24 protein-coding genes, 1 tRNA gene and 1 pseudogene are annotated in these 23,223 nt (G+C 63.7%); 9 read left to right on the top strand and 17 right to left on the bottom strand.

Features of this window, described 5'->3' with window-relative positions:
* Positions 1–362: 362 nt before the first annotated feature.
* From ACWTU7_RS21770 to ACWTU7_RS21740, 7 genes are all read right to left on the bottom strand, one after another.
* Entirely contained in the window at positions 363–1,349 is a 987-nt protein-coding gene (locus tag ACWTU7_RS21770) for an ABC transporter permease (RefSeq protein ID WP_065006571.1), read from the bottom strand.
* On the bottom strand, positions 1,346–2,317 hold the full coding sequence (locus tag ACWTU7_RS21765; protein WP_029349144.1) for an ABC transporter permease: 972 nt from the start codon (positions 2,315–2,317) through the stop codon (positions 1,346–1,348). The genes ACWTU7_RS21770 and ACWTU7_RS21765 overlap by 4 nt, the downstream gene beginning before the upstream one ends.
* Positions 2,314–3,852 (bottom strand): sugar ABC transporter ATP-binding protein, encoded by a 1,539-nt coding sequence (locus ACWTU7_RS21760; RefSeq protein ID WP_455840073.1) that lies wholly within the window; start codon positions 3,850–3,852, stop codon positions 2,314–2,316. Before ACWTU7_RS21760 ends, ACWTU7_RS21765 begins: the two co-directional genes overlap by 4 nt.
* A 290-nt stretch (positions 3,853–4,142) precedes the next feature.
* The gene (locus ACWTU7_RS21755) at positions 4,143–4,910 is read right to left on the bottom strand and encodes a substrate-binding domain-containing protein (protein WP_455846541.1); all 768 of its coding nucleotides are present in this window, start codon (positions 4,908–4,910) and stop codon (positions 4,143–4,145) included.
* 20 nt (positions 4,911–4,930) lie between these two features.
* On the bottom strand, positions 4,931–5,071 hold the full coding sequence (locus ACWTU7_RS21750) for a hypothetical protein (RefSeq protein ID WP_455840074.1): 141 nt from the start codon (positions 5,069–5,071) through the stop codon (positions 4,931–4,933).
* A 45-nt stretch (positions 5,072–5,116) separates the two neighbouring features.
* Positions 5,117–6,031 carry a sugar phosphate isomerase/epimerase family protein gene (locus ACWTU7_RS21745; protein WP_455840075.1) on the bottom strand — a complete coding sequence of 305 codons (915 nt, stop codon included), beginning with the start codon at positions 6,029–6,031 and terminating at the stop codon, positions 5,117–5,119.
* 289 nt (positions 6,032–6,320) lie between these two features.
* Positions 6,321–7,103: an SDR family oxidoreductase gene (locus ACWTU7_RS21740; RefSeq protein ID WP_455840076.1), complete on the bottom strand. Its 783-nt coding sequence runs from the start codon at positions 7,101–7,103 to the stop codon at positions 6,321–6,323.
* 111 nt (positions 7,104–7,214) lie between these two features.
* Between ACWTU7_RS21740 and ACWTU7_RS21735 the strand changes: the two are divergent.
* A pseudogene (locus ACWTU7_RS21735) lies at positions 7,215–7,347 on the top strand (gfo/Idh/MocA family oxidoreductase); the annotation flags it as partial.
* Positions 7,348–8,158: 811 nt separating this feature from the next.
* On the opposite strand, the gene ACWTU7_RS21730 reads toward ACWTU7_RS21735, so the two are convergent.
* Both ACWTU7_RS21730 and ACWTU7_RS21725 read right to left on the bottom strand, forming a co-directional pair.
* Positions 8,159–9,487: a hypothetical protein gene (locus tag ACWTU7_RS21730; protein WP_455840077.1), complete on the bottom strand. Its 1,329-nt coding sequence runs from the start codon at positions 9,485–9,487 to the stop codon at positions 8,159–8,161.
* A 695-nt stretch (positions 9,488–10,182) separates the two neighbouring features.
* Positions 10,183–10,258: transfer RNA gene (locus ACWTU7_RS21725), tRNA-Ala, on the bottom strand.
* Between the two features lie 162 nt (positions 10,259–10,420).
* On the opposite strand from ACWTU7_RS21725, the gene ACWTU7_RS21720 reads away from it, so the two are divergent.
* Complete coding sequence (locus ACWTU7_RS21720) at positions 10,421–10,711, top strand: YggT family protein (RefSeq protein ID WP_023800489.1); 291 nt, start codon at positions 10,421–10,423, stop codon at positions 10,709–10,711.
* A 12-nt stretch (positions 10,712–10,723) separates the two neighbouring features.
* A complete protein-coding gene (locus ACWTU7_RS21715) occupies positions 10,724–11,038 on the top strand; it encodes a DUF167 family protein (protein ID WP_455840078.1) in 315 nt (104 codons plus the stop codon).
* Between the two features lie 215 nt (positions 11,039–11,253).
* Here the strand turns inward: ACWTU7_RS21715 and ACWTU7_RS21710 are convergent, their stop codons facing one another.
* The 6 genes from ACWTU7_RS21710 to ACWTU7_RS21685 form a co-directional block, all read right to left on the bottom strand.
* Positions 11,254–13,308, bottom strand: a complete 2,055-nt coding sequence (locus ACWTU7_RS21710; protein WP_455840079.1) for a M3 family metallopeptidase — start codon at positions 13,306–13,308, stop codon at positions 11,254–11,256.
* Between the two features lie 102 nt (positions 13,309–13,410).
* Positions 13,411–13,821, bottom strand: coding sequence for a nuclear transport factor 2 family protein (locus tag ACWTU7_RS21705; protein ID WP_455840080.1), 411 nt, complete (start codon positions 13,819–13,821; stop codon positions 13,411–13,413).
* A 9-nt stretch (positions 13,822–13,830) separates the two neighbouring features.
* On the bottom strand, positions 13,831–14,475 hold the full coding sequence (locus ACWTU7_RS21700) for a carbonic anhydrase (RefSeq protein ID WP_455840081.1): 645 nt from the start codon (positions 14,473–14,475) through the stop codon (positions 13,831–13,833).
* Between the two features lie 169 nt (positions 14,476–14,644).
* Positions 14,645–15,397: a DUF429 domain-containing protein gene (locus tag ACWTU7_RS21695; protein WP_455840082.1), complete on the bottom strand. Its 753-nt coding sequence runs from the start codon at positions 15,395–15,397 to the stop codon at positions 14,645–14,647.
* Positions 15,394–16,278, bottom strand: a complete 885-nt coding sequence (pdxY, locus tag ACWTU7_RS21690) for a pyridoxal kinase PdxY (RefSeq protein WP_455840083.1) — start codon at positions 16,276–16,278, stop codon at positions 15,394–15,396. Before pdxY ends, ACWTU7_RS21695 begins: the two co-directional genes overlap by 4 nt.
* 7 nt (positions 16,279–16,285) lie before the next feature.
* Entirely contained in the window at positions 16,286–16,534 is a 249-nt protein-coding gene (locus ACWTU7_RS21685; protein WP_455840084.1) for a hypothetical protein, read from the bottom strand.
* Positions 16,535–16,697: 163 nt separating this feature from the next.
* Here ACWTU7_RS21685 and ACWTU7_RS21680 point away from each other — a divergent pair, with 163 nt between their 5' ends.
* From ACWTU7_RS21680 to ppa, 5 genes are all read left to right on the top strand, one after another.
* Positions 16,698–17,342, top strand: a complete 645-nt coding sequence (locus tag ACWTU7_RS21680; protein WP_455840085.1) for a LemA family protein — start codon at positions 16,698–16,700, stop codon at positions 17,340–17,342.
* An 89-nt stretch (positions 17,343–17,431) separates the two neighbouring features.
* A complete protein-coding gene (locus tag ACWTU7_RS21675; protein ID WP_455840086.1) occupies positions 17,432–18,247 on the top strand; it encodes a TPM domain-containing protein in 816 nt (271 codons plus the stop codon).
* A gap of 8 nt (positions 18,248–18,255) precedes the next feature.
* Positions 18,256–18,894, top strand: coding sequence for a TPM domain-containing protein (locus ACWTU7_RS21670; protein WP_065011158.1), 639 nt, complete (start codon positions 18,256–18,258; stop codon positions 18,892–18,894).
* Between the two features lie 240 nt (positions 18,895–19,134).
* Entirely contained in the window at positions 19,135–19,641 is a 507-nt protein-coding gene (locus ACWTU7_RS21665; RefSeq protein ID WP_455840087.1) for an N-acetyltransferase family protein, read from the top strand.
* Positions 19,642–19,754: 113 nt separating this feature from the next.
* Positions 19,755–20,288, top strand: a complete 534-nt coding sequence (ppa, locus tag ACWTU7_RS21660) for an inorganic diphosphatase (RefSeq protein WP_029349108.1) — start codon at positions 19,755–19,757, stop codon at positions 20,286–20,288.
* Positions 20,289–20,410: 122 nt separating this feature from the next.
* Here the strand turns inward: ppa and ACWTU7_RS21655 are convergent, their stop codons facing one another.
* Positions 20,411–21,004 (bottom strand): hypothetical protein, encoded by a 594-nt coding sequence (locus ACWTU7_RS21655; RefSeq protein ID WP_455840088.1) that lies wholly within the window; start codon positions 21,002–21,004, stop codon positions 20,411–20,413.
* A 44-nt stretch (positions 21,005–21,048) separates the two neighbouring features.
* A complete protein-coding gene (locus tag ACWTU7_RS21650) occupies positions 21,049–21,654 on the bottom strand; it encodes a TetR/AcrR family transcriptional regulator (RefSeq protein ID WP_029349107.1) in 606 nt (201 codons plus the stop codon).
* 82 nt (positions 21,655–21,736) lie between these two features.
* On the opposite strand from ACWTU7_RS21650, the gene ACWTU7_RS21645 reads away from it, so the two are divergent.
* Positions 21,737–23,020: an MFS transporter gene (locus tag ACWTU7_RS21645; protein WP_455840089.1), complete on the top strand. Its 1,284-nt coding sequence runs from the start codon at positions 21,737–21,739 to the stop codon at positions 23,018–23,020.
* The last annotated feature ends 203 nt before the right edge of the window (positions 23,021–23,223 follow it).

Here is a 23,223-nt window from a genome sequence, read left to right as displayed (position 1 = left end):
CGGCAAGCAGAAAGATGCGACGGCGCCGCCATATTCGGCAAATGCCTTATAGCCCGATCCGAATTAGGTTGAGTTTGGTGTCAGCAGCTCCCCGCGAGCCCACCGGTAGAGATCTCGACTGTTCATCGAGCGGCCGTTGGTTCGAATTCGCTCTTCCGACGGGATCATGCCGGCGGATAGCCGCCAACCCATTGGATTGCACGGTATTGACTCGAGCCCATCATAACGACTGAGCGAACGGCGGGACTCGGGATCGAGCTGAGCGTCGACGAACGGCTGAGATTGGGCGCAAAGCTGCCATTCGCAGTCTGACAGACATAAGTCGCCATCGGTGCAAGAGCAGCCGTACGTCTCAACGCCCCCTACCGATCCTCGATAATCCGCAAATAAGCCGCCGTCACAAACAGCACGATCAGCCCAAACAGAATCCGCCGCGCGCCTTCGGGCATTTGCAGGATGGTCAGCAGTGTCGTCAGAACGGTGAGGATCAGCGCCCCGATGATGGTGCCGGTGTAGCCGCCGCGGCCGCCGAAGATCGAGGTGCCGCCGATCACGGCGGCGGCCACCGAAGGCAGCACCAGCGGTTCGGCCAGCGACAGCGACGGCGCCTTGATCAGGCCGATATAGAGCAGCCCGGTAATGCCGGCGAGCACGCTCGAGATGACGTAGAGCGCTGTGATGACTTGCCAGTAGCGGACGCCGGACAGGCGTGCTGCTCCTTCATTGTCGCCGACAGCGTAAAGCAGGCGGCCAAAGCCGGTGCGGCGCAAGGTGAAGACGATGAGGACGGCGATGGGCACGAACAGCAGCAGCGCATTGGGCACGCCATAGGTGAGGCCGGTGCCGAGCCAGGCCAGGAAGGGCGGGATCTTGGCGCCCGAAGCGATGACGGTGCGCTGATAGACCTGCAGGCAGCCGGTGCCGATCAGGCTGGTGCCGAGCGTCATAATCAGTGGGTGCACGCGAAAGACGCCGACACCGATGCCGTTGACCAGGCCGATCAGCACCGCCGGCACCAATGCGATGAGGATCGCCACCGCCGGGTCATGATTGACGACCTGCGTCGCCATGATGAAGGCGCTCATCGTCGCCACCGTACCGACCGACAGGTCGATGCCGCCGGTCAGCATGGTCATGGTCTGGCAGCCGGCAAGAATCGCCAGCGGGATGGCGAACTTCACGGTGTTGGCGAGCCACCGCTCATTGACGATGCCGGGGCGCAGGATCTGCAGGATCACCACCAGCATGACCAGCAGGATGATCAGCGGGATCAGCGGCCGGTCGGCCATGAACCGCTTGAGGCGGCGGCCGAAGGGTACGGGTTGAGAGACCGTGGCGGCATTGCTCATGATGGGCGGCTCCGCATTGTGATGAAGGCGCCGAACATGACGACGGCGACCATGATCGCGCCCTCGATGATCGCTGTGACGTTGGGATCGATGGCCAGCAGCGTCAGGTCGGTGCGTACCAGCCGCAGCACGAAGACCGCGACGATCGGGCCGAGCAATCCGCCCTTGCCGCCGCCAAGTGCGACGCCGCCGAGCACGACCGCCGCCACGCTGGCAAGAAGATAAGGGCCGGGAATGGGGGCGCCGATGCCTGTGCTCATGGTCAGCGCCAGCCCGCCCATGGCAGCGAAAAGCCCCGACAGCGCATAGGCGATGATCCTGGTGCGCGCGACAGGCACGCCGCTGCGAAATGCCGCGAGCTCGCTGCTGCCGATGGCGTAGATCGAAAGACCGAGTTTTGAGCGCTTGAGCGGTATCCAGATGATGCAGAGGCAGACGACCAGCAGCACCAGCGCCTTCGGTATCCAGGCAGAAATCCCGGGCAGCCCCGGGATCGGGACTGTCCCGACGATGGTCGCCCTCAGCCATTCGGCCACCGCGCCGCCGGGCGCACCGAGGACCAGCAGCGCCGCGCCCTGCAGGACGAAGAGGGTGGCCAGCGTGACGACGATGTCGGGCACGCGGGTGACGACGATCAGCATGCCGTTGACGGCGCCCAGCACCAGTCCCATGGTCAGCACGAACGGCACGACGAAAAGCGCATATTCCTCGCTGGCGCCGTCCATCATCGAGGCGGCGGTGACGCTGGTCAGCGCCATCATGGCGCCGACGGAAAGATCGATGCCGCCGGCGATGACGACAATCGTCTGGGCGGCCACGGCAAAGGCGTAAGGCAGCACCGCGCGCACCAACGAGCCGAAATCGCCGCTGCCATAGCCCGGTTGGATGAGCCTGGTGATCACGAACAGGACCACGAAGAGGACAAGCAGGCCGGCGACCCAGCCCTGGCGACGGACGAGGCGGGTCAAGGTTTCGCCACCGGGCTCGAGTGGATATCGGCAAGGATGCCGACGTCCTCCTTGGCGCCGCGCGGCAAGCCGTAGGCGGCGCGCATCAGTGCCGGCTCGTCGGCGAGTTCGACGGGGAAGACGTCGACGACGCGCCCCCCAAAAATGACGATGACGCGATCGCAGACACGCTGCACCTCCTCGAGCTCGGATGTATAGAACAGCACCGACTTGCCCTGGTCGGCGAGTTCGCGCAGCAGCTTATAGATCTCCTGCTTGGTGCCGACATCGATGCCGCGCGTCGGGTCGAAGCAGAGGATGGTCTGTGCTTCGGCGGCGATCCAGCGGGCGATCGTCACCTTCTGCTGGTTGCCGCCGGACAGGCGCTGCACCTCGCGCTGGGCGCGTGTGTCGATCTGCAGCCGCTCGATCGCACTGACGACCCTGGAGCGTTCCTGCGCCATGTTGATCGGCCCCCAGTTGCGCAAGGCGGCGCTGAAGGGGAGCGCGATGTTTTCGCGCACCGAACGCTGCATGGTCAAAGCCTCGGTGCGGTCGCCGGGCACATAGGCGATGCCGGCGCGGATCGCATCGGCCGGATGCGCGAATTTCACCGGCTTCCCGTCCACCTCGATGGTGCCGCCGGACGGGCGGATGGAGCCGGCCAACGCGGCGAAGAGCTCGTCCTGGCCTTGGCCCTCGAGCGCGACGATGCCCGCGACCTCGCCGTTGGCCAGATCAAACGAGACGTCGTTGAGCTTGGTGCCGACACGAAGGTTCGCCACGCCGAGGCGCGGGCGGCTATCCCCAGGCGAAGCGGCCTGGCTCGCCTGGCGCGCCGCCACGCGTGTTTTCTCGATCCTGGCGCCGAGCATCATCTCGACGATGCGCTCCTCGACGCCCGGCTCGATGTCGACGACGCCGACGGTCTCGCCGTCGCGAAGCACGGTGGCGCGGTCGCAAAGCGCCGATATCTCGACAAAGCGGTGGGAAATGAAGATCACCGAACGGCCGCTGTCGCCCTGGCTGCGCACGACTTCGAGCACCTTTTCGGCCAGGTTTGCCGGCAGTGCCGCGGTCATCTCGTCGAGCAGCAAAACGTCGGGCTCGACCGCCAAAGCCCGCGCCAGATCGAGCACGCGCAGCACGGCAAGCGGGATGTCGCGCGCAGTCTCGCGGATGTCGAGGTCGGGAATGCCGAGTTCGCGCACCCAGGCGCGGAACGGCTCGACCGGCGTGTCGGTCAGGCGAAGGTTGGAGGCGACGTCGAGATCGGGGATGAGCGACGGTTCCTGATAGACGGGAAGCAGGCCGGCGCGGCGCGCATCGGCGGGCGAGCGCACGTCGCGGGCTTCGCCGCGGATCAGGATATGCCCGGCATCGGCGCGGGTGGCGCCGGTCAGGATCTTGACGAGCGTCGATTTGCCGGCGCCATTGGCGCCCATCAGGGCGTGAACCTCACCCGGCAGGACCGACAGCGACGCGTTGCGCAGCGCCACCACTGCGCCGTAGGTCTTCACGACGCCGGTGGCGTCCAGGAGGGGGTTTGTAGTCAAATCGCTTTGCTCTCGATTTATGCCGGCTCAAATCATTTCGCGCTGGCGCCGCCCTTCACCTGCCTGCCGGCATCCTCTCCGCGTATAGAGACGGGGAGAGGGCGCTGTCATCGCCGGTTTCGCCAATCATCACCGTCGCAGGAAGAGCGCCGGAGCTGCGGCCGGCCCCTTCTCCCCGTCACTATACGGGGAGAAGTGCCCGGCAGGGCGAGAGGGGCGGCGTCAACCTCGGCAATTGACCGTCTCCGCACAAGTTGGAAACGGTCATGGTCTGCAGCGAAAGCCCATATTTACTCGCCCGGGCCCTTGCAGGCGATGATCTGGTCCTTGGTGTAGGTGGTCCACTCCGGAATGGAGATCGAGACCGGCCATTCCGGGCTCAGCGACGGATCGGCTACGCTCTTCAGCTTGGCCTTGCCCTCTTCGGTGGCGTTCTCCCAAAGCTGCGGCTCGACCAGCACGGTCTGCTCCGCCGGCTTCTTGCCGTTCAGGATCTGCAGAGCCAGCGTCACGCCGGCACCGCCGATCGAACCGGGATTGGTCACCGCCGCGCCGACAAGGCCTTCGACCGAGTTCAGCTGGCCGACGAAGCCGGCATTGTCGGCGCCGACCACCGGCACCAGCGGCGTCTGCGACTCGACCAGCGCGTCGACGATCACATTGTCGATGCCCGAGGTCCAGATGCCGTTGAAGGGCGATCCGGTGGCGATGAAATCGAGGATCTGCTGCTTGCCCTGATCCTGCTGCCAGCCGGTGAAGACCTCATGCACGACCTTCACATCGGGGAATTCGGCAAGCGCCTTCTTAAAACCCTTGTCGCGATCGCTGTCGGCCGAGGCGCCGGCGGCACCGCGCATATAGACGACGTCGCCCTTGCCGCCGATCTGCTGGAACAGCCATTTGGCGCCGAGATAGGCGTACTGCTCCTGGTTGTTGGAGATGATATAGGCCGAGGGCTCGGTGACCGCCTGGTCGACGGCGACGACGACGATACCGGCGTTGGTGGCTTCTTCGAGGGCTGACTTGATGCCGGCCGGATCGGCCGGGTTGACGACGATGGCGTTGACCTTGGCGCTGATCAGGTTGCGGATGTCCTCGAGCTGCCTTGCACCGTGTTGGAAACGCCGATCGTGTATTTGGCTTCAGCGGACGAGACGCCCACCGAAGCCAGAAACGCCGCGCCGGCAAGCAGCGGGACCATTGCCAGATATTTTTTCATTCCAGTCTTCCTCCACATTGATCTCGTTTCAGTTCGAAAAGGGGCTCATTTCACGAAGGGGCGCAGCACGTCGCGGGCCAGCAGAAAGCCGCGCTTGAGGCTTTCATCGCTCCCCTCAAACCGCCGGTCCTCGTGCTCGATGATGATGGGCCCGTCGTAGCCGGCCCGGTAAAGGCCGGAGAAGATCACATTCCAGTCGACATCGCCAAGCCCCGGCATGCGCGGCACTTGCCAGCCCATGCCGGCCGAGAGAATACCGCGTTCGTAAAGTCCATCATGATCGATCATCAGGTCCTTGGCATGAACATGCAGCATGTGCGGACCGAATTCTTTGATGAAGCGGGCCTGGTCGATCATCTGCCAGACCAGATGCGACGGGTCGAAGTTCATGCCGACGTCGCCGTCCCACGCCTCGAGGATGCGGCGCCAGATATAAGGCGAATAGGCGATGTTGTGCCCGCCCGGCCACTCGTCATAGCTGAAGATCATCGGGCAGTTCTCAAATGCCAGCTTGACGCCGTTGTCGCGCGCATGGGCGATGATATCGGGCCAGACTGTCAGTGCCTCTTGCCAGTTGGCGTCGATGGTTTTTGCAGCGTCGCCGCCGCAGAAGGTGCTGACCAGCGGAACGCCCATATGGCTCGCCAGCACGATCACCTTCTTCAGATGGTCGATGACGGTCTTGCGGTGGGTGGCATCGGGATGCAGCGGATTGGGGTAGAAGCCGAGGCCCGAGATCGACAGCTTGTTTTCCGTCATTGCGGCCGCGATTTCCTTCGCCTTCGAGGCCGAGGTCGAGGCGGCGTCGATATGGCTGGTGCCGGCATAGCGCCGGGCGGCGCCGGAGGATTTCGGCCAGCAGGCGATCTCCAGCGCCTCGAAGCCGGCAGAACTTGCCCAGTCGGCGACATCGGCGAGGGGGGTATCGGCAAACGGTGCGGTGAGCAGTCCGAGCTTCATATTGCTCTCCCCTGGTCGTGGCGACCTACTATGCCGATTGTGCGGTCCGCTTCAACCGTGCGACTGGTCGGCAATGCGCAAAGCTGTCTGACGAATGCCATCGGATCGTCGCAGAGCAGGCCGTCGAGACCGGCTGTGGGCCGTGCGGAAATCGTTGATGGCGATCCAGTCCGCCAGGCTATTTCCTGCGGGCCAGCGCCGTCCGGTCGTAAGACGGTTTTTGGACCCGGGGAAGGAAGCCGGCTAAGCAGTGCCGGGCCGATTGCTTCGAGAGCTGCGACAGCAGCCTTCACCGGTTCGCCCCTACGACCCATTGCTCCTGGTCGATCAGGGCGCCGGTCATCGGCCCGGAGGCGTCGGAGAGCAGGAAGACCGCGAGGTTCGCCACCTCGTCGGCCGCCAGCAGGCGCCCGAAAGGCTGCGACGCATTGGCGGCGTCGATCCAGCCCGGGCCGTGCCCGAGCGTCTCGGCCTGCATGCTGCGCTCGGCCGGGGTGTCGGTCCAGCCGACATTGATGCCGTTGACGCGGATGCGGTCGAAACGATGCGCATTGGCGGCGTTGCGGGTCAGCGTAGCGAGCGCACCCTTGGTGGCCGAATAGACGGCGAGTTCCGGCGAGCCGCAATGCGCGTTGATCGACAGGATGTTGACGATGGCGCCGCCTTGACCTTGCTTGCGCATCTGCGTGATGGCCGCCTGCATCAGGAAGAAGGGCGCCCGCGCATTGACGGCGAACAGCGCCGCCCAGTCGTCGAGGTCGGCATCGAGAAACGAGGCGCGGTTGGTCAGGCCGGCGGCGTTGACCAGCGCGTCGATGCGCCCGAAGCGGCCGACGCATTCCTCCACCAGCCGCGCCGGCGCCGTGGTATCAGCCAGATCGGCGGCAACGAATGTGGTTGGCGTGCCTGCCTGGGAGAGCGCCGTCGCCACGTCGTTGCCACGCACGGGCTCGCGGCCGGTGACCAGCAGGCCGCCGGCGCCTGAGTGCGCAAGCGTCTCGGCGATCGCCCGGCCGATGCCTTGCGTCGCGCCGGTGACCAGCACCACCTTGCTTTCCAGCCGAAGCTCCACTCCTCCTCCCAAAGTTTTCATTTCTTCCAGAATAGGGAACGCCAATTCCCGATAGTCAATCTCCAGGAGGGAGTTTTCAAATCATGGTCTTACGCAATTGCTGACGGATCCATGCGTGAATGCTTGCGGGGTCGGCATGGTGCGTGGCAGCCGCAACGCCTTTATCGGCGCCGTGCACCGGCTGGCCATGCGCCTCGACGACCAGATTGCGCTGGTTGCCGGCGCATTGTCCTCGGATCCCGAAAAGTGCCTGACAGGCTTGGTGCTATATCACTGCGGTGACCCTGCCTGCCGCATCGAGGAGACAGCCGACTCGCGCCCGCCGAACTTCGATGCCGCCTTGTCTCGCGTAGTCTATTCGCACCTCGATCGGCGCCGTGAGGGCGCCTCGACGTTGACGCAAGGCACCTGCGCTTGCCGCGTGGACACGGACGGCGCCAAGCGGCGTCGCGGCGGACATGATCGCCGCGCGGCAGGCTTGCACGACCGCAGCTGGCGTACCGGGTTTCGCTTTCAGCGATCCAACAGATCGAAAGGGATACCCCTTGGTGGAGTCACCCTCACCAGGTTTAGAAGGCATGAGAACGGGTGGCAGGACGATCGATTGCTTGGCGGTCTTGGCAGGGGCAGTGGTTGTGGTGACTGCGGCCGGACTACCGGGAGTGCCCTTACCTGCGCCGACCGAAGCTCCAACGTTTGCTCCACTCGCACCGCCGACGCTCGTGCCCGCCCCCACAGATGCCCCTTGCGAACCGGCGCTCACGCCAGCACCGACCCCTACACCGCCGACGCTCGCGCCCGCCCCCACAGATGCGCCTTGCGAACCGGCGCTCACTCCAGCACCGACCCCTACACCGCCGACGCTCGCGCCCGCCCCCACAGATGCGCCTTGCGAACCGGCGCTCACTCCAGCACCGACTCCGAGACCGCCGACCTTACCGCCGATGCCTGTGTCTTGAGCCGAGGCAGGCCCGATTGCGATCCCGATCGTCAACGCGGCCTCGATGTACTTTTTCATCATCATACTCCTCTGCGGCGTACGCTCCCTGGTCTTTCTACTGGCGCAGGTTGAGCTTTTTCGGTGGTCGCGTTGGGAGCAATGCGGCGGGAAGAGCGATGGTTGCCCGCAGAACAGGTTGCGGCGACTTTTGGACCTTCACTTTCCGTTTTTCCTGCAAGCGCGGTTTACCGCCTGTTTGGCCGTCCGAACGCGATAATGTATTCCCAAGTCCACTCGCGGGGTTACGGGCTTTCGGCGCGCGCTCCACAGCCGCAGTGCGACGTTTATCCTTCACGAGGTCAATTGCCTTACGCGCGGCACTGAGGCTGCGGGCAAGATCGATAGCCCTTTCACGCTCTTGTTCCAGCGCCGCACTCAACTCTGCCGAGACCTGCCTTGAAGCGTCGCGTTCCTGGCGGACAATATCGAGGTCGCGTACAGCTGAATCTGCTCGTTCGCGTTCCAGTTCGAGTGCTTCTCCAGCTTGCTTTAGAGCGGTCTCGGCCACCGATCGGTCTTTTATGGCGTTGGTCTTGTCGACCGCGGCCACGTTTGCGCCTGTCTTAAGAGCGTCGATAGTTTGGCGAGCCGTGGTGAGTTCTTGTTGCAGAAGTTCCACCTTGCGCCTCTCCTCATCAAGCGCTCGCTTCGCAGCAAGCTGAGAGGCTGCCACAGAGGGGTGCGCTCCGGCGGCCCTTTCACGCTCTTGTTCCAGCGCCGCACTCAACTCTGCCGAGACCTGCTTTGAAGCATCGCGTTCGTGGCGGACGATATCGAGGTCGCGTACGGCTGAATCTGCTCGTTCGCGTTCCAGTCCGAGTGCTTCTCCAGCTTGCTTTAGAGCGGTCTCGGCCACCGACCGGTCCTTTATGGCGTTGGTCTTCTCGACCGCGGCGAGGTTTGCGTCTGTCTTAAGAGCGTCGATAGTTTGGCGAGCCGTGGTGAGTTCTTGTTGCAACAGTTCAACCTTGCGCCTCTCCTCATCAAGCGCTCGCTTCACAGCAAGCTGAGAGGCTTCCATGGAGGGGTGCGCTCCGGCTGCCTGCTCGCGGTCCCAGAGAATGGCTTCGGCCCTAAAGTCTTCGATAACGCGCTGCGCCGTCTCCAGCGCTTCGTCTATTTGCTGCTGCTCTTTCAGGGTTTGTGCTGCCTGCTTAGCCACCGTGGTTGCCAATGCGTGTGCCTGGGCGCTTGCGTCACGTACCGCGCGCTGCATAATTTCTAGCTCCGCTCGTGCTGCGGCAAGTTCGCGGCGTAAAGCCACTTCATGCTCGCCGGGCGGCGTTTGCACACCCTCCTTGAGTTGCGCGGCGCTGGCAATGCCGACTCCCGCGGCGACGATGACGCCAACCGCGACTGCACGAAATCTGGACGAGATCTTCATGATGAAAGACTCCTCAAGATCAACGGCTAGCTGGCGGGACAGGGCACTTGCCACAGTCCGGCTGGCAGACACCTTCGCGGTAAAGGTTCTCTGCGCCGTAGCTGCCTTTCGCCCCTTCCAGCACAACCCAAGATAGAATCACCGGGGCATCTGTGAAGACCGACTGCTGCCATCCGCGTGCCATCCGCGGTGTTCCCTATTTTCCCCCTCCGGACAGGATGATCCCGTACACGCCTGCGAATGTCGCCCTTCATTGTGATGACGAGACGCGCCGATCCGCACGTGCCCTGGCGCAGAGGCCGGCTTGCAACGGGCCAGACCCTTGAAGAAAGGGAAAATAACGGCTTACCCACTGAGAACAGTGGCCGAACAGTGGGGATTTGCCTGCGCGACAGCCAACTGAAACAGTTGCGGAACAGTTGGACATGCAGCTGAAGCCTCGGCGCCATCACCGCTGAGAACAGTGGAGGAACACTGGGAATTCAGCGGGCCTTGATGATGCCTTTCGCGCTGAAAACAGCGGCAGAACAGCTGGAGAGAATACCGTTCGGCAACTGCCTTCGGTAGGCATTCTTTTCCCGACCTAGGAGAGGCCAATTTAGCCGGGCACGAACAGCTGAAATGGGGATGGAAGTGGCGACGCCAAAATCTGCCGCGAAAAGCAATTGCTAGTTCAATCGGTTATGATATCCCGCTGGTGGAGCTGAGGAGGATCGAACTCCTGACCTCGTCATTGCGAACGACGCGCTCTCCCAGCTGAGCTACAGCCCCGTCCAGCGGATGGGCGCATTTATCGGGCGCGGCGGTTTCCTGTCAAGACGGCGTTTTGCCCAAAAAGCCGGACGACCAGCCACCAGCCTGGCGTGCCGCGGAAGCTGGCTCTTGCCGCTTTCGCCTGCAATGGCTACATGTCGGCAACAATTGGAGACCGGCATGATAGCCCTCATTCAGACCATTGTCCTGGCGCTTGACATTTATTGGTGGATTATCATCGCTTCGGCGATTTTCTCTTGGCTCTACGCCTTCAACGTCGTCAACTCGCGCAACCAGTTCGTCGATAGCGTCAGCAACATGCTCTTCCGGCTGACCGAGCCGGCGCTGCGGCCGATCCGCCGCTTCTTGCCCGATCTCGGCGGCATCGACATTTCGCCGATCATCCTGCTTCTGATCCTGTTCTTCCTCCGGCAGTTCCTGCTCACCACGGTGGCGCCGCTGGTCGTCTGAGCTGGTCGTTCGATGACTGCGCCGTTTCGCCTGCGCGACGACGGCGTCGAAATGTTCGTTCGGCTGACGCCGAAAACGGCGATGGACCGGCTCGAAGGCATCGAGATCTCGGCGGACGGGCGCAGCCATCTGAAGGCTCGCGTCCGCGCCCTACCGGAAAACGGCGCCGCCAATCAAGCGCTCGAACGGCTGGTCGCCAAGGCGCTGGGAGTGCCGCGATCGGCCGTCTCGGTCATCGCCGGTGGCACGGCCCGGCTGAAGACGCTGCGCATTTCGGGCGATCCGGCGGCGCTGGCGAAAGGCATCGAGGCGCTCAGCGTCGTTTGAAGCGGGTTCGCTTCCTGCACGCCTCATTCCACCCCCCTCCGTCCTGCCGGACATCTCCCCCGCAAGGGCGAGATCGGATGTCACGATGGCTTTCGCCAATTTTCAACGTTGAAGAAAAGCGCTGGAGCCCAAGCTACCGTTCTCCCCACTTGCGGGGGGATGCCCGGTAGGGGGTGCTGTCTCTCCGTCTAGAAAGGCTTGCGCCGCTGGGATACTCAGACCAAGCCGCGCTTGATCATCATCGCTTCGGGCGACGGCATCTTGCCGCGGAAGGCGGTGTAGAGCTCTTCCGGGTCCTTCGAACCGCCGGCGGCATAGATGTTCTTCCTCAGCCGCTCGGCCAGCGCCGGATTGAACGGGTCGCCGGTCTCCTCGAAAGCGGCGAAGGCGTCGGCGTCGAGCACCTCCGACCACATGTAGGAATAATAGCCGGCCGAATAGCCGTCGCCGGCAAAAATGTGGCCGAAATGCGGGGTGCGATGGCGCATGGCGATGGTGTCGGGCATGTTGAGCCTCTCGAGCGTTTCGGCTTCGAACCGAAGCGGCTCCTCCGGTGCATCCGGCCGCGCATGGTAGGCCATGTCGACCAGCGCCGAGGCGGTGAACTCGACCGTGGCGAAGCCGGCGCCGAAGGTGCGCGCCGCCAGCATCTTGTCGACCAACGCCTTCGGCATCGGCTTGCCAGTCTTCACATGCAGCGCATGCTTTTCCAGCACCGCCGGCACGGTCAGCCAGTGCTCGTAGAGTTGCGAGGGCAATTCGACGAAATCGCGGCTGACGGAGGTGCCCGAAACCGACGGCCAGGTGACGTCGGTCAGCATGCCGTGCAGGGCATGACCGAATTCGTGGAACAGGGTCTTGGCTTCGTCGACCGACAAAAGTGCTGCCTCGCCCTCCGGCGGCTTGGCGAAATTCATGATGTTGTAGATGACCGGCTTGGAGCCATGGCCGAGCTTATAGCCGGATTTCAGCGCGCTCATCCAGGCGCCGGAGCGTTTGGAGGGCCGCGCGAAATAGTCGGCAAGAAAGAGTCCGCGCTCGCTGCCGTCGGCATTCCTGACGACGAAAACGCGTGCGTCCGGATGCCAGGTGGCGATGCCTTTCTTCTCCTCGAAGGTGATGCCGAACAATCGTGTCGCCACGTCGAAACAGGCATCGATGATGCGGTCGAGTTGCAGATAAGGCTTCAGTTCGGCCTCGTCGAAGGCGAATTTCTCGGCGCGAAGCTTCTCCTGATAGAAGCGCCAGTCCCAGGCGGCGAATTTTTCGTTGCTGCCGGCCTCGACCGCCAACCGCTGCAACTCCGCCTGGTCGCTTGCGGCCTTTTCCAAGGCTTTTTCCCAGACCGGGTCGAGCAGCATATGCACCGCCTCCGGCGTCTTTGCCATGGTATCGTCGAGCTTCAGCGCCGCGAAGGAAGCGTAGCCGAGCAGCTTCGCCTTTTCGGCGCGCAGGCGCAGCATGTCGCGCACCACGGCGGTGTTGTCGGTGGCGCCGCCATTCTGGCCACGCATGGTGAAGGCGCGGAAGGCGATCTCGCGCAGGTCGCGGCGCTCGGAGAAGGTCGAGAACGGCTCGTAGATCGAGCGCGACAGGGTGACCGCATAGCGGCCTTTCTGGCCGCGCATTTCGGCAGCCTCCGCCATCGCGCTTTTCAGGAATTCCGGCAGGCCGACAAGGTCGTCCTCGTCGAGGAACAGCGCCCAGTCGCGCTCGTCGGCAAGCAGGTTCTGGCCGAAAGTGGTGCCGAGCGACGACAGTTCCTCATTGATCGCCGCAAGCCGCTTCTTGCCGTCCGCGTCGAGCTTGGCGCCGGAGCGGACAAAACCTTTCCAGGTCTTTTCCAGCACCCGCAGCGTCTCGGCATCGAGCTTTAGGGTTTCCCGGCGCTGATAGAGATCGTCGATGCGGGCAAACAGCCTTTCGTTCATCGAGATCGCCGAGAAATGCCGCGACATCTTTGGCGAGATGTCGCGCTCCAGCGCCTGGATCGCCTCGTTGGTGTGGGCGCCGGCCCGGCACCAGAAGATCGACGAGACATGGTCGAGCGCCTCGCCGCCAAGCTCCAGTGCTGCAAGCGTATTCTCGACGGTCGGTGCCTCGGCATTGCCTGATATTGCCTCGATCTCGGCCTCATGCGCCTTCAATGCCGCATCGAAAACCCCGGAAAAATCGCCGTCGCCGACGCGGGTGAAATCGGGCAGGCCGAGAGGCCCTTGCCAAATGGTCAGCGGATGGGCGGCGAGGTCGACGGCGGACGGCATGGGCAATCTTTCGCTGAGTGAGGGGCTTTCGCTGAGTGGCTGTAGAGGCAGGGCGAGATCATCACCGATGTAAGGCGCTGGCTTGCCGTACGCAATATCGGTAACCGCTCAATAGGCGTCGCAGTTTTCCGCGATCGCCGCCTGCGAACTGGCGGTGATGCGGTTGTCGGCGATCGCGAAGGTTTCCTGCATCAGCGCGTCGTTGTTGGGGAAATCATAGCAGGCGATCACCGTGGTGACGCCACCCTCGGTCTTCTCGATCCGATGCCGGATTTCAGCCCCGGCGACAGCGCCTTGCCAGTCGTCGATCGAGGCGATGAATTCCTGCTTGGTCTGGACGACGCCGAGATCGTCGAGTTTTATCCGGACGTCGTCGGCAAGCAGGTCCGACAGTTCGGTGCGATCGGCGACCAGCAGCGCCGCATACCAGCGGCCGATGAGCGCGCCGTCGTCGGCAAGGGCGGACATGACTGAAAACAGTAGCGCCGTTGTGGCGAAGGCGATCGAACGGCATGCCATGCAACCCTCCTATGTCATCTCCGGCCGCTCGAAGTCGCCGGTGTCCTTGTTCATCACCCAGAGCTCGCCGGTCGAGATGTCGAACCAGGCGCCGTGCAGCGACAGCCGTCCCTTGCCTTCCAGGATCGAGACGCAAGGAAAGGTCCTGAGATTAGCGATCGAATAGCGGATCGAAATGCGCTCCAGCGCGGTCTGGCGCTCCGTCGCCGTCATGAACGTGCTGGAGGACACGGTCTCGGCCGCCGGCGCAATCAGGCTCATCCACTTGCCGATGAAGTCGCCGGGCGACAAGGGCGCGGCCGTGGGGTCGAGTGCCGCGCGGATGCCGCCGCAGCGGCCATGGCCCATGACCACGATGTTCTTCACCTTGAGGCTCTGCACGGCGAACTCGAGCGCCGCCGAGGTCGAGTGGAACTGGTCGTCGGGCGCATAAGGCGGCACCAGATTGCCGACGTTGCGCAGCACGAAGAGTTCGCCGGGGCCAGCATCGAAGATCGCCTCCGGAGCCACGCGGGAGTCGCAGCAAGCAACGATCATCGTTTCGGGGGACTGGCCCTCGCGAGCGAGCGAGCGATAGCGTCCGCTTTCGGCGAGATAGCGGCCGCTCATGAAATTGCGGTAGCCGGTGAGCAAATGGTCAGGGAGATGAGGCATAGGCGGCGTCTGGAGCCTTTCCGGGTTAGGCGGCAGCTCTTTCAAGTCAGGAAGGCTCTAGCGGCAAAAGCGGGTCACGGGCAATGCCGAATCGCAGAGGACTGGAAGCAACAGGCATGCAGCAAACAAGCCTCGGCCTGGTGAGGTCATGCCCTTGCAGGCCAGGTTGTCATGCCCAAATGGCGACAGGGATGCCAAAACGGTCGGCGAGCGGCGGATCCGGAAGCGGCCTTGCCTCGCCGCTGGCGATGCGGCCGGCAATCAGCATCATCGCTGCGGCGTCGACAAAGTCGTCGCCAGCAGCGCCTCGCGGCGGCGTCTGGTCGAGAAAGCCCCTGGTATAACCGTGCCGGCAAAGCAGCGCCTTGCGTTCCGCCATACCGGCCGGGTTGACGCCCTTGACCTTTTTCGGCAGGCGCATTGGCTGATCGCCATTCAGCCGGCAGAAGGCGACTTCCGGGTGCGATTCGAAGACGCGGCTGCGCAGTTCGGGACGCGCGATCAGCATGGCATCGATCTCGCGGATCTTGGCAAAGATGCCGAAGGCCTGGATCGAGACGCCGCGCGGCGGATCGGAGGTCACCTTCGCCACTTCGCTCGCCTGGCGATGCGCGGCATACCAGGCCTCGATCGTGGTGAAGCCATCTGTTTGCGCATAAAGCGCCGCACGCGACGGGATGGCGAAGACACTGGATTGCCTGTTACCAAGCAGCGGCCGCACCAGCGCTTCGGGCCCGCGTCCGCCCCTTTGCGAAAGATCGGGCAGGCCGATCGGCATGTCGACGGCGACTGTCGCATCGGCCGGCAATGCGTCGAGCAGTGCTGCGAAGTTTGGAAAAACGGCCGCCGAGGGCACTGCGCCCGGATCGCGGCGAACGGCGATCCAGCCGGCCTTGCAGCCGTCGACGCCGACAACAGTCACGCTCTTTTGTCCCGCCCCGGATGCAGGAGATGGCGAAGTTGCACCATCGCCATCGGGTGCGACAGGCTCTGCGCGTCAGTTTCGAGCTGCAATTCGTCGCCGCCGCGCTTGGCGGTGCGCGCCAGGATTTCGTAGACCGCCGCCGTGGTCGATTGCAGTGCCTTGACCGCCGGCTGGCCGGACAGGATGCGCGCCAGATAGACGGCTGCCGTCAGGTCGCCGAGCCCTTTGGGCGGCTTTTCGATAAGGCGATGTTCGGCGAGCAGCGCCTGGTTGCCGTTGAGCAGCAGATTGCCGGTGCCGCCGGCCATCATCGCCGGCGCCGAAGTGACCAGCATGGTGGACGGCCCGGCATCAAGGGCGGCCGCCATCACCGCCTTGAGATCGGGCAGCGGCGCTCCCGCCATCCATTCCAGCTCGTAGCGGTTTGGCGTGGCGATGTCGGCGATCGGCATCAGCCGGTCGCGCATGGCAATGGCGGTGGTCTCCGGCACATAGAGCCCGCCCGAATCGCCCATCACCGGGTCGCAGATATAGACGGCGTCCGGCGTCTTCGCCTTGACCGCGCCGACCAGCGAGGCGACTGCGTCGGCCTGACCGCCTTCGCCGAGGTAGCCGGACAGCACCGCGCCGACCTCGCCCAGCCATGGCGCGCGCTCGAGATCGGCCATCAGGGCCTTGAATTGATCGAGCGGCGGCACCATGCGCGTCGCCCGTCCATGGCCCGGATGCCAGGGCAGGATGACGGTCGGCACCGCCCACACTGGAAAGCCCAGCGTCTCCAGCGCAAAGACCGCGGCGCGGTTGCCGACCGAACCGCGCGCAACATGGCTGGAAATGACGATGACCGCGCGCGGCGCGTCGTGTTCTTCGGTGCTCACGAGGTTCCTAACTTTGGCTGATGAAAAGCACGAGCCAGATCAACAGGCCAATGGCGACAACGAGACCTAGCGCCCGGCCAATGCGCGTGCCCCAATATTCGATCGGGTCCGACTGGTCGGCGTCTGCAGCAGTGACGTGATCACGCGCGCCCTTCGCGGTCCGCGCCATGAACGAGGTGCCGCCCGGGTCGGTTTCACGTGCCACGCGCTCGATGATGCGGCGCGATTCGTCGTCACTGTCCTGGCGTTCCGCCATGGCGATGCCCTGATTTCGCGGCGACTTTAACCTGTTCGCCCGGGCAATTACAGGGCCTGGCAGTGAATGATAAAGAACCAGCAAGGCTCCCAGGCGGAGGTCATGTTCTTGCACGCGGATTGTGGTACTGCTTCGGCTGCCAGTCATATTGAGGGATCTTTCCATGCTTGCTCAGCGTCTTTCCTCCCCTTTCTCCTTCCGCAATCTGCCTGCCTTGCTGATGATGACGATCGTGCTGCCGCTGCTTGCCGGCTGTGGCTACAACACCATCCCGACGGCGGAGGAAAGCGCCAAGGCCGCATGGAGCCAGGTGCTGAACCAGTACCAACGCCGCGCCGATCTCATCCCCAACCTGGTCGAGACGGTCAAGGGCTATGCCGCGCACGAGAAGGATACGCTCGATGCCGTGGTCGAGGCGCGCGCCAAGGCGACGCAAGTGACGGTGACGCCCGAAACGCTGAGCGATCCGGAAGCCGTCAAGAGATTCCAGGACAGTCAAGCCGGGCTGACCAGCGCGCTGTCGCGGTTGCTGGCAGTGGTGGAGAATTATCCCGACCTCAAGGCCAACCAGAATTTTCTGGCGCTACAGGCGCAGCTCGAAGGCACTGAGAACCGCATCGCGGTCGCCCGCCGCGACTATATCGAGGCGGTGCGGGAGTACAATCTGACGCTGCGGACGTTCCCTTCGGTGCTTTGGGCCACCCTGTGGTTCCGCGGCAATCAGCCGTTCGCGAACTTCACCATCGAGGAAGACAAGATGCAGACGCCGAAGGTCGATTTCGGCACGAACACGACGCAGGGTGGGTGATCAGCGAAGCCTAAGTCCTCGTAGTGCTAATCCTTGCGACGAGACGGACCGCAGGACAGAGGGGGGCGCGAAGGAATGCAAACCCTTCATTGCTGCGCTTCCTTCTCGGCCTTTTTTGCCTGACGCTCTTCCTCCCCCTCACCGCTCTCGCCGCCGAATTGCCTGTTCTGACCGGGCGGGTTGTCGATAATGCCGATATCATCGATGCCGCGACCGAGGCGGCGCTGACCCGGAAGCTTGCGGATTTCGAAGCCAAGAGCTCTGACCAGATCGTCGTCGCGACGGTTCCTAGCCTCGACGGCGAGGAGATCGAGCCCTACGCCAATCGTCTGTTTCGCGCCTGGAAGCTCGGCCAGGCCGGCGAGGACAATGGCGTGCTTTTGCTGGTCGCCAACAACGACCGCAAGATGCGGATCGAGGTCGGCTACGGGCTGGAAGGCACGCTGACCGACCTGCACACGAGGTTGATCATCGAAAACGACATGGTGCCCGCATTCCGCGCCGGCGACTTCTCCGGCGGCATAGCCAAGGCTGTCGACGACATGGTCATGGTGCTGCAAGGCAATCCGGAAGAGCTGGAAGCGCGCGGCACCCGCAATCCGGCCGACAGCAATTCTGTCGATCCCATTGTCGCGCTGTTCATCATCGTGTGGGCGATGCTGTTCTTAGGCGGCCTGGCGATGGCATTCCTGCCGCCGATCTTCGGCACAAAGCTGTCGCCGGGCGTGTATAAATGGCTGGGCATGACATTCCGCTATGGCCAAAGGTCGGGTTCCGCGTCCTCGGGCCGCGTCTGGACAACCGCCACCGGCACCGGCAGCGGCTGGTCGTCGGGCCGTTCCGGTGGCGGGTTTTCGGGCGGCGGCGGCTCGTCCGGTGGTGGCGGTTCTTCAGGAAGCTGGTGAGACACAACATGGCAACACGACCGATCAGCCCCGGGGATCATGACCGCATCGCCAAAGCGATCCGCGCCGCCGAATCAAAGACCGACGGCGAAATCTACTGCGTCGTGGCCTATGCCAGCGACGGCTATTTCTTTCCGGCGGCCTTTATGGCGACGCTGGCCATGCTCGTCGTCAGCCTCGCCGTCAGCTACGGGCTGGAAGCATGGTGGCTGTCGATCCGCGTGCCGCATTTCGTCATCGCGCAGCTTCTGGCGATGGTCTCGGTACTTGTCCTGTTGTGGGCGGTGCCCGGCTTGCGCATCTACCTGGTGCCGAGGCGGCTGCGCTACCAAGCCGCGCATGCCAATGCGATAAAGCAGTTCCTCGCCCGCAACGTCCACCGCACCACTGCGCGCACCGGCGTGCTGGTGTTCGTTTCGATTGCCGAGCACTACGCCGAAGTGATCGCCGACAGCGGCATCGACAGCCGTGTCGGCCAGGATGTCTGGGACAGCGTCGTCCGCGACCTTACCGCGCATGCTGGCGACGATCGTCTCGCCGACGGCTTCATCAGGGCAATCGAAGCGACGGGCGCGGTGCTGGCCGAGCATTTCCCGGTTTCTACCGGCGACAGCAACGAGCTGGACGACCATCTGGTCGAAATCTAAGAGCCTGCCTGCAAACGCTACTCTGCCGGGCGCCTGACGCTATTTTCTGCGCTTCAGATGCTCACGGACTTAAATGTCCGCTGCGCTTCGGTTCTCGAAAACCGCGCCATTCGCCTCGGCAGTGCGCGTTTTCAGACAGGCTCTTTCGTGTCGCAGGCACGTCTATCGTCTGTGCGAAAGCTTGGGAGCCGGTGACCGGACTCTTGCAATCGGGCGATGCGGGTTTATGGTTAACCAATCATGAAGACGCTGAGTATCGACATCAGGAAAGCCGAGCCGCGCGACGCAAGCGCCATCGCCGACGTGCACCTGCTGGCCTGGCGCGGCGCCTACTCCGGCATCATCCCGCATCGCACCCTGACATCGATGATCAACCGCCGCGGCGCCGACTGGTGGGCGAACGCCATCCGCCGTGCCGCCACCGTTCTGGTCATCGAGATCGGCGGCAAGGTCGCCGGCTACGCCACGATCGGCAAGAACCGCGCCCGCGAGCTCAAGCAGCAGGGCGAGATTTACGAACTTTACGTGCGCCCGGAATACCAGGGCATCGGGCTCGGCAGCCGGCTATTCTCGGCCGCACGGGCGCGACTGGCGGATCATGGCCTGAAAGGCATGGTGGTGTGGGCGCTGGAAGACAATCAGAACGCGCTCGCCTTCTATGCTGGCGCCGGCGGCCGCGACGTCGCCGAGGGCGTCGAGGTCTTCGAGCAGAAGGCGCTGAAGAAGGTCGCCTTCGTCTGGGAATGACGGCTCGACACGCCTCTCGCTAACACCCCCTCAGCTGCTTTCAGTACCATTCGCCGCATTGCACCATGCGCCGCTGCCCGCTATCGGTCTCCTATCGAAAGAGGGACAAAGCCATGCGTATCGAAGCCATTGCCATCGGAAAGAACCCGCCGGAGGACATCAACGTCATCATCGAGGTGCCGATCGGTGGCGAGCCGATCAAGTACGAGATGGACAAGGAGGCCGGCACGCTGTTCGTCGACCGCTTCCTGCACACCTCGATGCGCTATCCCGGCAATTACGGCTTCGTGCCGCACACGCTGTCAGGTGACGGCGACCCGATCGACGTGCTGGTCTGCAACACGCGCGCGCTGGTGCCGGGCTGCGTCATCAATGTGCGGCCGATCGGCGTGCTGGTGATGGAGGACAATTCCGGTCTGGACGAAAAGATCATCGCGGTGCCTTCGCCCAAGCTGACGCTGCGCTACGAGAACGTCACCGAATACACGCACCTGCCCGACATCACCCGCCAGCAGGTGCAGCACTTCTTCGAGCACTACAAGGATCTCGAACCCGGCAAATGGGTCAAGATCGAGGGCTGGCACGACGCCGCCTATGCCAAGAAGATGATCATCGAGGCGATCGAGCGGGCTAAGGCAAGCAAGTAGCCGAAGCCTGAAGTGTTCGAAGAAATGGGCTATCGCAACCGTGGAGGTTGGCAGAGGCCCTCAGCTTCGTCATCCTGGGGTCTGCGCTCCGCTTCGCGTCGCTCCGCCCAGGGATGACGAAGTCAGTTATCGACACGGCCGAAATCGGGTGCGTTGCCGATCACCACGCGCTTGTCCTTGCCGCAGGCAAAGGTGCGTGCCTTCTCGTCGGCGAGTTTTCGCGCCTCATCATTGGCGGCCGGATTGCCGGTGGCCAGCACCAGGCCGACGGTGCAGCCCTCATAGTTCTCCGGCTGGGCGACCTTGGCGACGACCAGCACGTCGGTTGGTTTGTTCTCCCCCTCGGGATTGCTGATCGAGCGACGGTGGATGACCGCGAAAGGAATGGCAAGATCGCTGTTCGTCTCGATGCGCCACTCGAGTTTGGGTGCAGCCGAATTGAAGGCGATGAAACTTTCCCAGACCGCGGTCATGTCGCTGGAGGGAAATCCATAGAACAGCGATTCCCGGGCATCGTCGTAGGCGATCAGCACCGGGTAGCCGCGATAGCCCGAACAGGCAAGACTGGCCCAGTCGCCTTCGCCTTCTTGCGCTTGCGCGTAGGTCACGCAGTCCTTCTTCCAGTCGAGATCGGTGTAGGCGCTGGAAATGTCGCCGGCCTGGGCAGCCTGGCAGAGGCCGGCAAGGGCAACCGGGATCATCAATAGGCTACGCATCGCGGACAACTCCGTTTCGGGCTGCCGCACGGTATCGTTAAACGCTATTTCTTCAAGCTCGCTTCGATCAGCAGGTCCGCGTTCCGGGCTACAGACTTCGCCGGTCCGCCGGCACCGAACAGCTGGCCGCTGATATAGGCGCCTTCGATCAGAAGCAGCAGCCCGTCGCCCAGCGTATCGGCGTCGCCGGCACCCATTGCCGCCGCCATGGCGCGCAGGCGTCGTCGCAATTCCTGCTTGTTGGCCTCACTCACTACGCGGGCCGGGTGGCCGTGCTCGGGATATTCGACGGCCGCATTGGTCATGCCACAGCCGCGATAGTCTGGCTTTTGCGTGCGCTTGCCGATGCGTGTCAGGAAGGCAGCGATCTGCGCGCGCGGATCGCCGGGATGGGCAGCCACCGCCTCGTCGAAGCGGGCCCAGAACTCGAGGTCGTATTGCCGGAGATAGGACGCGGCCAATTCGTCCTTGGAGGGAAAGCTGCGATAGAGGCTGGGCTTGGTGACGCCGGCACGCCGCACGATCTCGTCGACGCCGATCGCCCTGATGCCTTGCCGGTAGAACAGGTCGCGGGCAACGCGAAGGATTTTTTCGCCGGCGCGGGGCTGTGCCAATTCATCCGCTTTGATCCTTGGTTCAATGCTTTTCATCTAGGATGTGCCGTTGCCTGCTTGACAATGTTACCGATCGGTACGTATACCTCGCTGCAATTGCAACGTACCGGTCAGTAACATGATAGCTCAATCCCGTCCGTTTGGCCAGCGCTACGCTTTCGTCGTGGTCGCCGTCATTTTCCTCTGTCTCCTGATCGCGGCGGGCCTGCGGTCGGCGCCGGCCGTCATGATGCTGCCGCTGGAGGAGAGTTTCGGCTGGCGGCGCGATGTCGTTTCGCTCGCCGCGGCCATCGGCATCTTCCTCTACGGCCTGACCGGGCCGTTTGCCGCGGCACTGATGGAACGGATCGGACTGCGCCGTACGCTGCTGGCGTCGCTGGTGTTGATGTCGGGCTCGACGGCGCTCAGCCTGTTGATGACCGAGCCGTGGCACCTGCTTCTCACCTGGGGCGTATTCTCCGGCGTCGGTTCCGGCGCGGTCGCCACGGTGCTCGGCGCCACCATCGTCAACCGCTGGTTCAAGACCAATCGCGGCCTGATGATGGGACTGATGTCGGCCTCCGCCGCCACCGGCCTGCTGGTGTTCCTGCCGCTGCTCGCGGCGCTCGCCCAGTCGGGCGGCTGGAAGCCTGTCGCCATCGCCATTGCGGTCGCCACTGCCTGCCTCGTGCCGCTGGTCTGGCTGCTGGTGCCGGAGCGTCCGGCTTCGATCGGCATGGTGCGCTACGGCGCTGACGCCGACGACGTGCCGCCGGTTCCGCCGGCCTCGCAGGGCAATTTTCTCACGCACACACTCAGCACGCTGCGCCGTGCCGCCGGCACCCGCGTGTTCTGGTATCTGTTCGCCACCTTCTTCATCTGCGGCTTCACCACCAACGGACTGGTCGGCACGCACCTGATCGCGTTTTGCGGCGACATGGGTATCGGTCAGGTGCAAGCCGCCGGCCTGCTGTCGCTGATGGGCATCTTCGATCTGATCGGCACGACGCTGTCGGGTTGGCTCACCGACCGCTTCGACCCGCGCAAGCTGCTCGGCGTCTATTATGGCATCCGCGGCCTGTCGCTGATCTATCTGCCTTATTCCGGCTTCTCGTCGACCAGTCTTATCATCTTCGCCGTGCTCTACGGGTTGGACTGGATCGCCACCGTGCCGCCGACGCTCAGGCTGTCGAACGAGGCGTTCGGCGACCGCAGCGGGCCGATCGTCTTCGGCTGGATCGTCGCGGGCCATCAGGTGGGCGCTGCGGCTGCCGCCTTCTTCGGCGGCACCATGCGTGAATTGCAGGGCAATTACGAGCTTGCCTTCCTCATAGCCGGCATGACGGCGATAGCCGCAGCCTGCATCTCGCTGTTGATCAACACCAGCCGTCCAGCCTTCGAGCCGGAACCGCAGGCGGCTTGAGTTGTGACGGCTGAGCGCTAATCTCCCCCTTGAGGGGGAGATGGCCGCGAAGCGGCCAGAGGGGGTCGGTCCGACCGGACTCGGCGCCTTATCGCAGGCGCAGGTGGTCGGCGCTCCACGCGAGCGCCCCCCCTCTGTCGCCTCTGGCGACATCTCCCCCTCAAGAGACCCTCAAGAGAGAGATTCGCCAGTCTGTTGGTTGT

The organism is Mesorhizobium sp. BHscii (assembly GCF_053848065.1).
Note: the sequence above shows the minus strand (reverse complement) of the source record. Positions and strands in the feature narration are given on the sequence as shown.

What these genes read in the sequence shown, in the direction of transcription:
- ACWTU7_RS21745 (WP_455840075.1), bottom strand. Translation starts at nt 6,031, where the DNA reads ATGAAGCTCGGACTGCTCACCGCACCGTTTGCCGATACCCCCCTCGCC.
- ACWTU7_RS21670 (WP_065011158.1), top strand. Translation starts at nt 18,256, where the DNA reads ATGGCAACACGACCGATCAGCCCCGGGGATCATGACCGCATCGCCAAA.
- ACWTU7_RS21705 (WP_455840080.1), bottom strand. Translation starts at nt 13,821, where the DNA reads ATGGCATGCCGTTCGATCGCCTTCGCCACAACGGCGCTACTGTTTTCA.
- ACWTU7_RS21645 (WP_455840089.1), top strand. Translation starts at nt 21,737, where the DNA reads ATGATAGCTCAATCCCGTCCGTTTGGCCAGCGCTACGCTTTCGTCGTG.
- ACWTU7_RS21750 (WP_455840074.1), bottom strand. Translation starts at nt 5,071, where the DNA reads ATGAAAAAATATCTGGCAATGGTCCCGCTGCTTGCCGGCGCGGCGTTT.
- ACWTU7_RS21680 (WP_455840085.1), top strand. Translation starts at nt 16,698, where the DNA reads ATGCTTGCTCAGCGTCTTTCCTCCCCTTTCTCCTTCCGCAATCTGCCT.
- ACWTU7_RS21770 (WP_065006571.1), bottom strand. Translation starts at nt 1,349, where the DNA reads ATGAGCAATGCCGCCACGGTCTCTCAACCCGTACCCTTCGGCCGCCGC.
- ACWTU7_RS21655 (WP_455840088.1), bottom strand. Translation starts at nt 21,004, where the DNA reads ATGCGTAGCCTATTGATGATCCCGGTTGCCCTTGCCGGCCTCTGCCAG.
- ACWTU7_RS21665 (WP_455840087.1), top strand. Translation starts at nt 19,135, where the DNA reads ATGAAGACGCTGAGTATCGACATCAGGAAAGCCGAGCCGCGCGACGCA.
- ACWTU7_RS21715 (WP_455840078.1), top strand. Translation starts at nt 10,724, where the DNA reads ATGACTGCGCCGTTTCGCCTGCGCGACGACGGCGTCGAAATGTTCGTT.
- ACWTU7_RS21700 (WP_455840081.1), bottom strand. Translation starts at nt 14,475, where the DNA reads ATGCCTCATCTCCCTGACCATTTGCTCACCGGCTACCGCAATTTCATG.
- ACWTU7_RS21730 (WP_455840077.1), bottom strand. Translation starts at nt 9,487, where the DNA reads ATGAAGATCTCGTCCAGATTTCGTGCAGTCGCGGTTGGCGTCATCGTC.
- ACWTU7_RS21720 (WP_023800489.1), top strand. Translation starts at nt 10,421, where the DNA reads ATGATAGCCCTCATTCAGACCATTGTCCTGGCGCTTGACATTTATTGG.
- ACWTU7_RS21650 (WP_029349107.1), bottom strand. Translation starts at nt 21,654, where the DNA reads ATGAAAAGCATTGAACCAAGGATCAAAGCGGATGAATTGGCACAGCCC.
- ppa (WP_029349108.1), top strand. Translation starts at nt 19,755, where the DNA reads ATGCGTATCGAAGCCATTGCCATCGGAAAGAACCCGCCGGAGGACATC.
- ACWTU7_RS21685 (WP_455840084.1), bottom strand. Translation starts at nt 16,534, where the DNA reads ATGGCGGAACGCCAGGACAGTGACGACGAATCGCGCCGCATCATCGAG.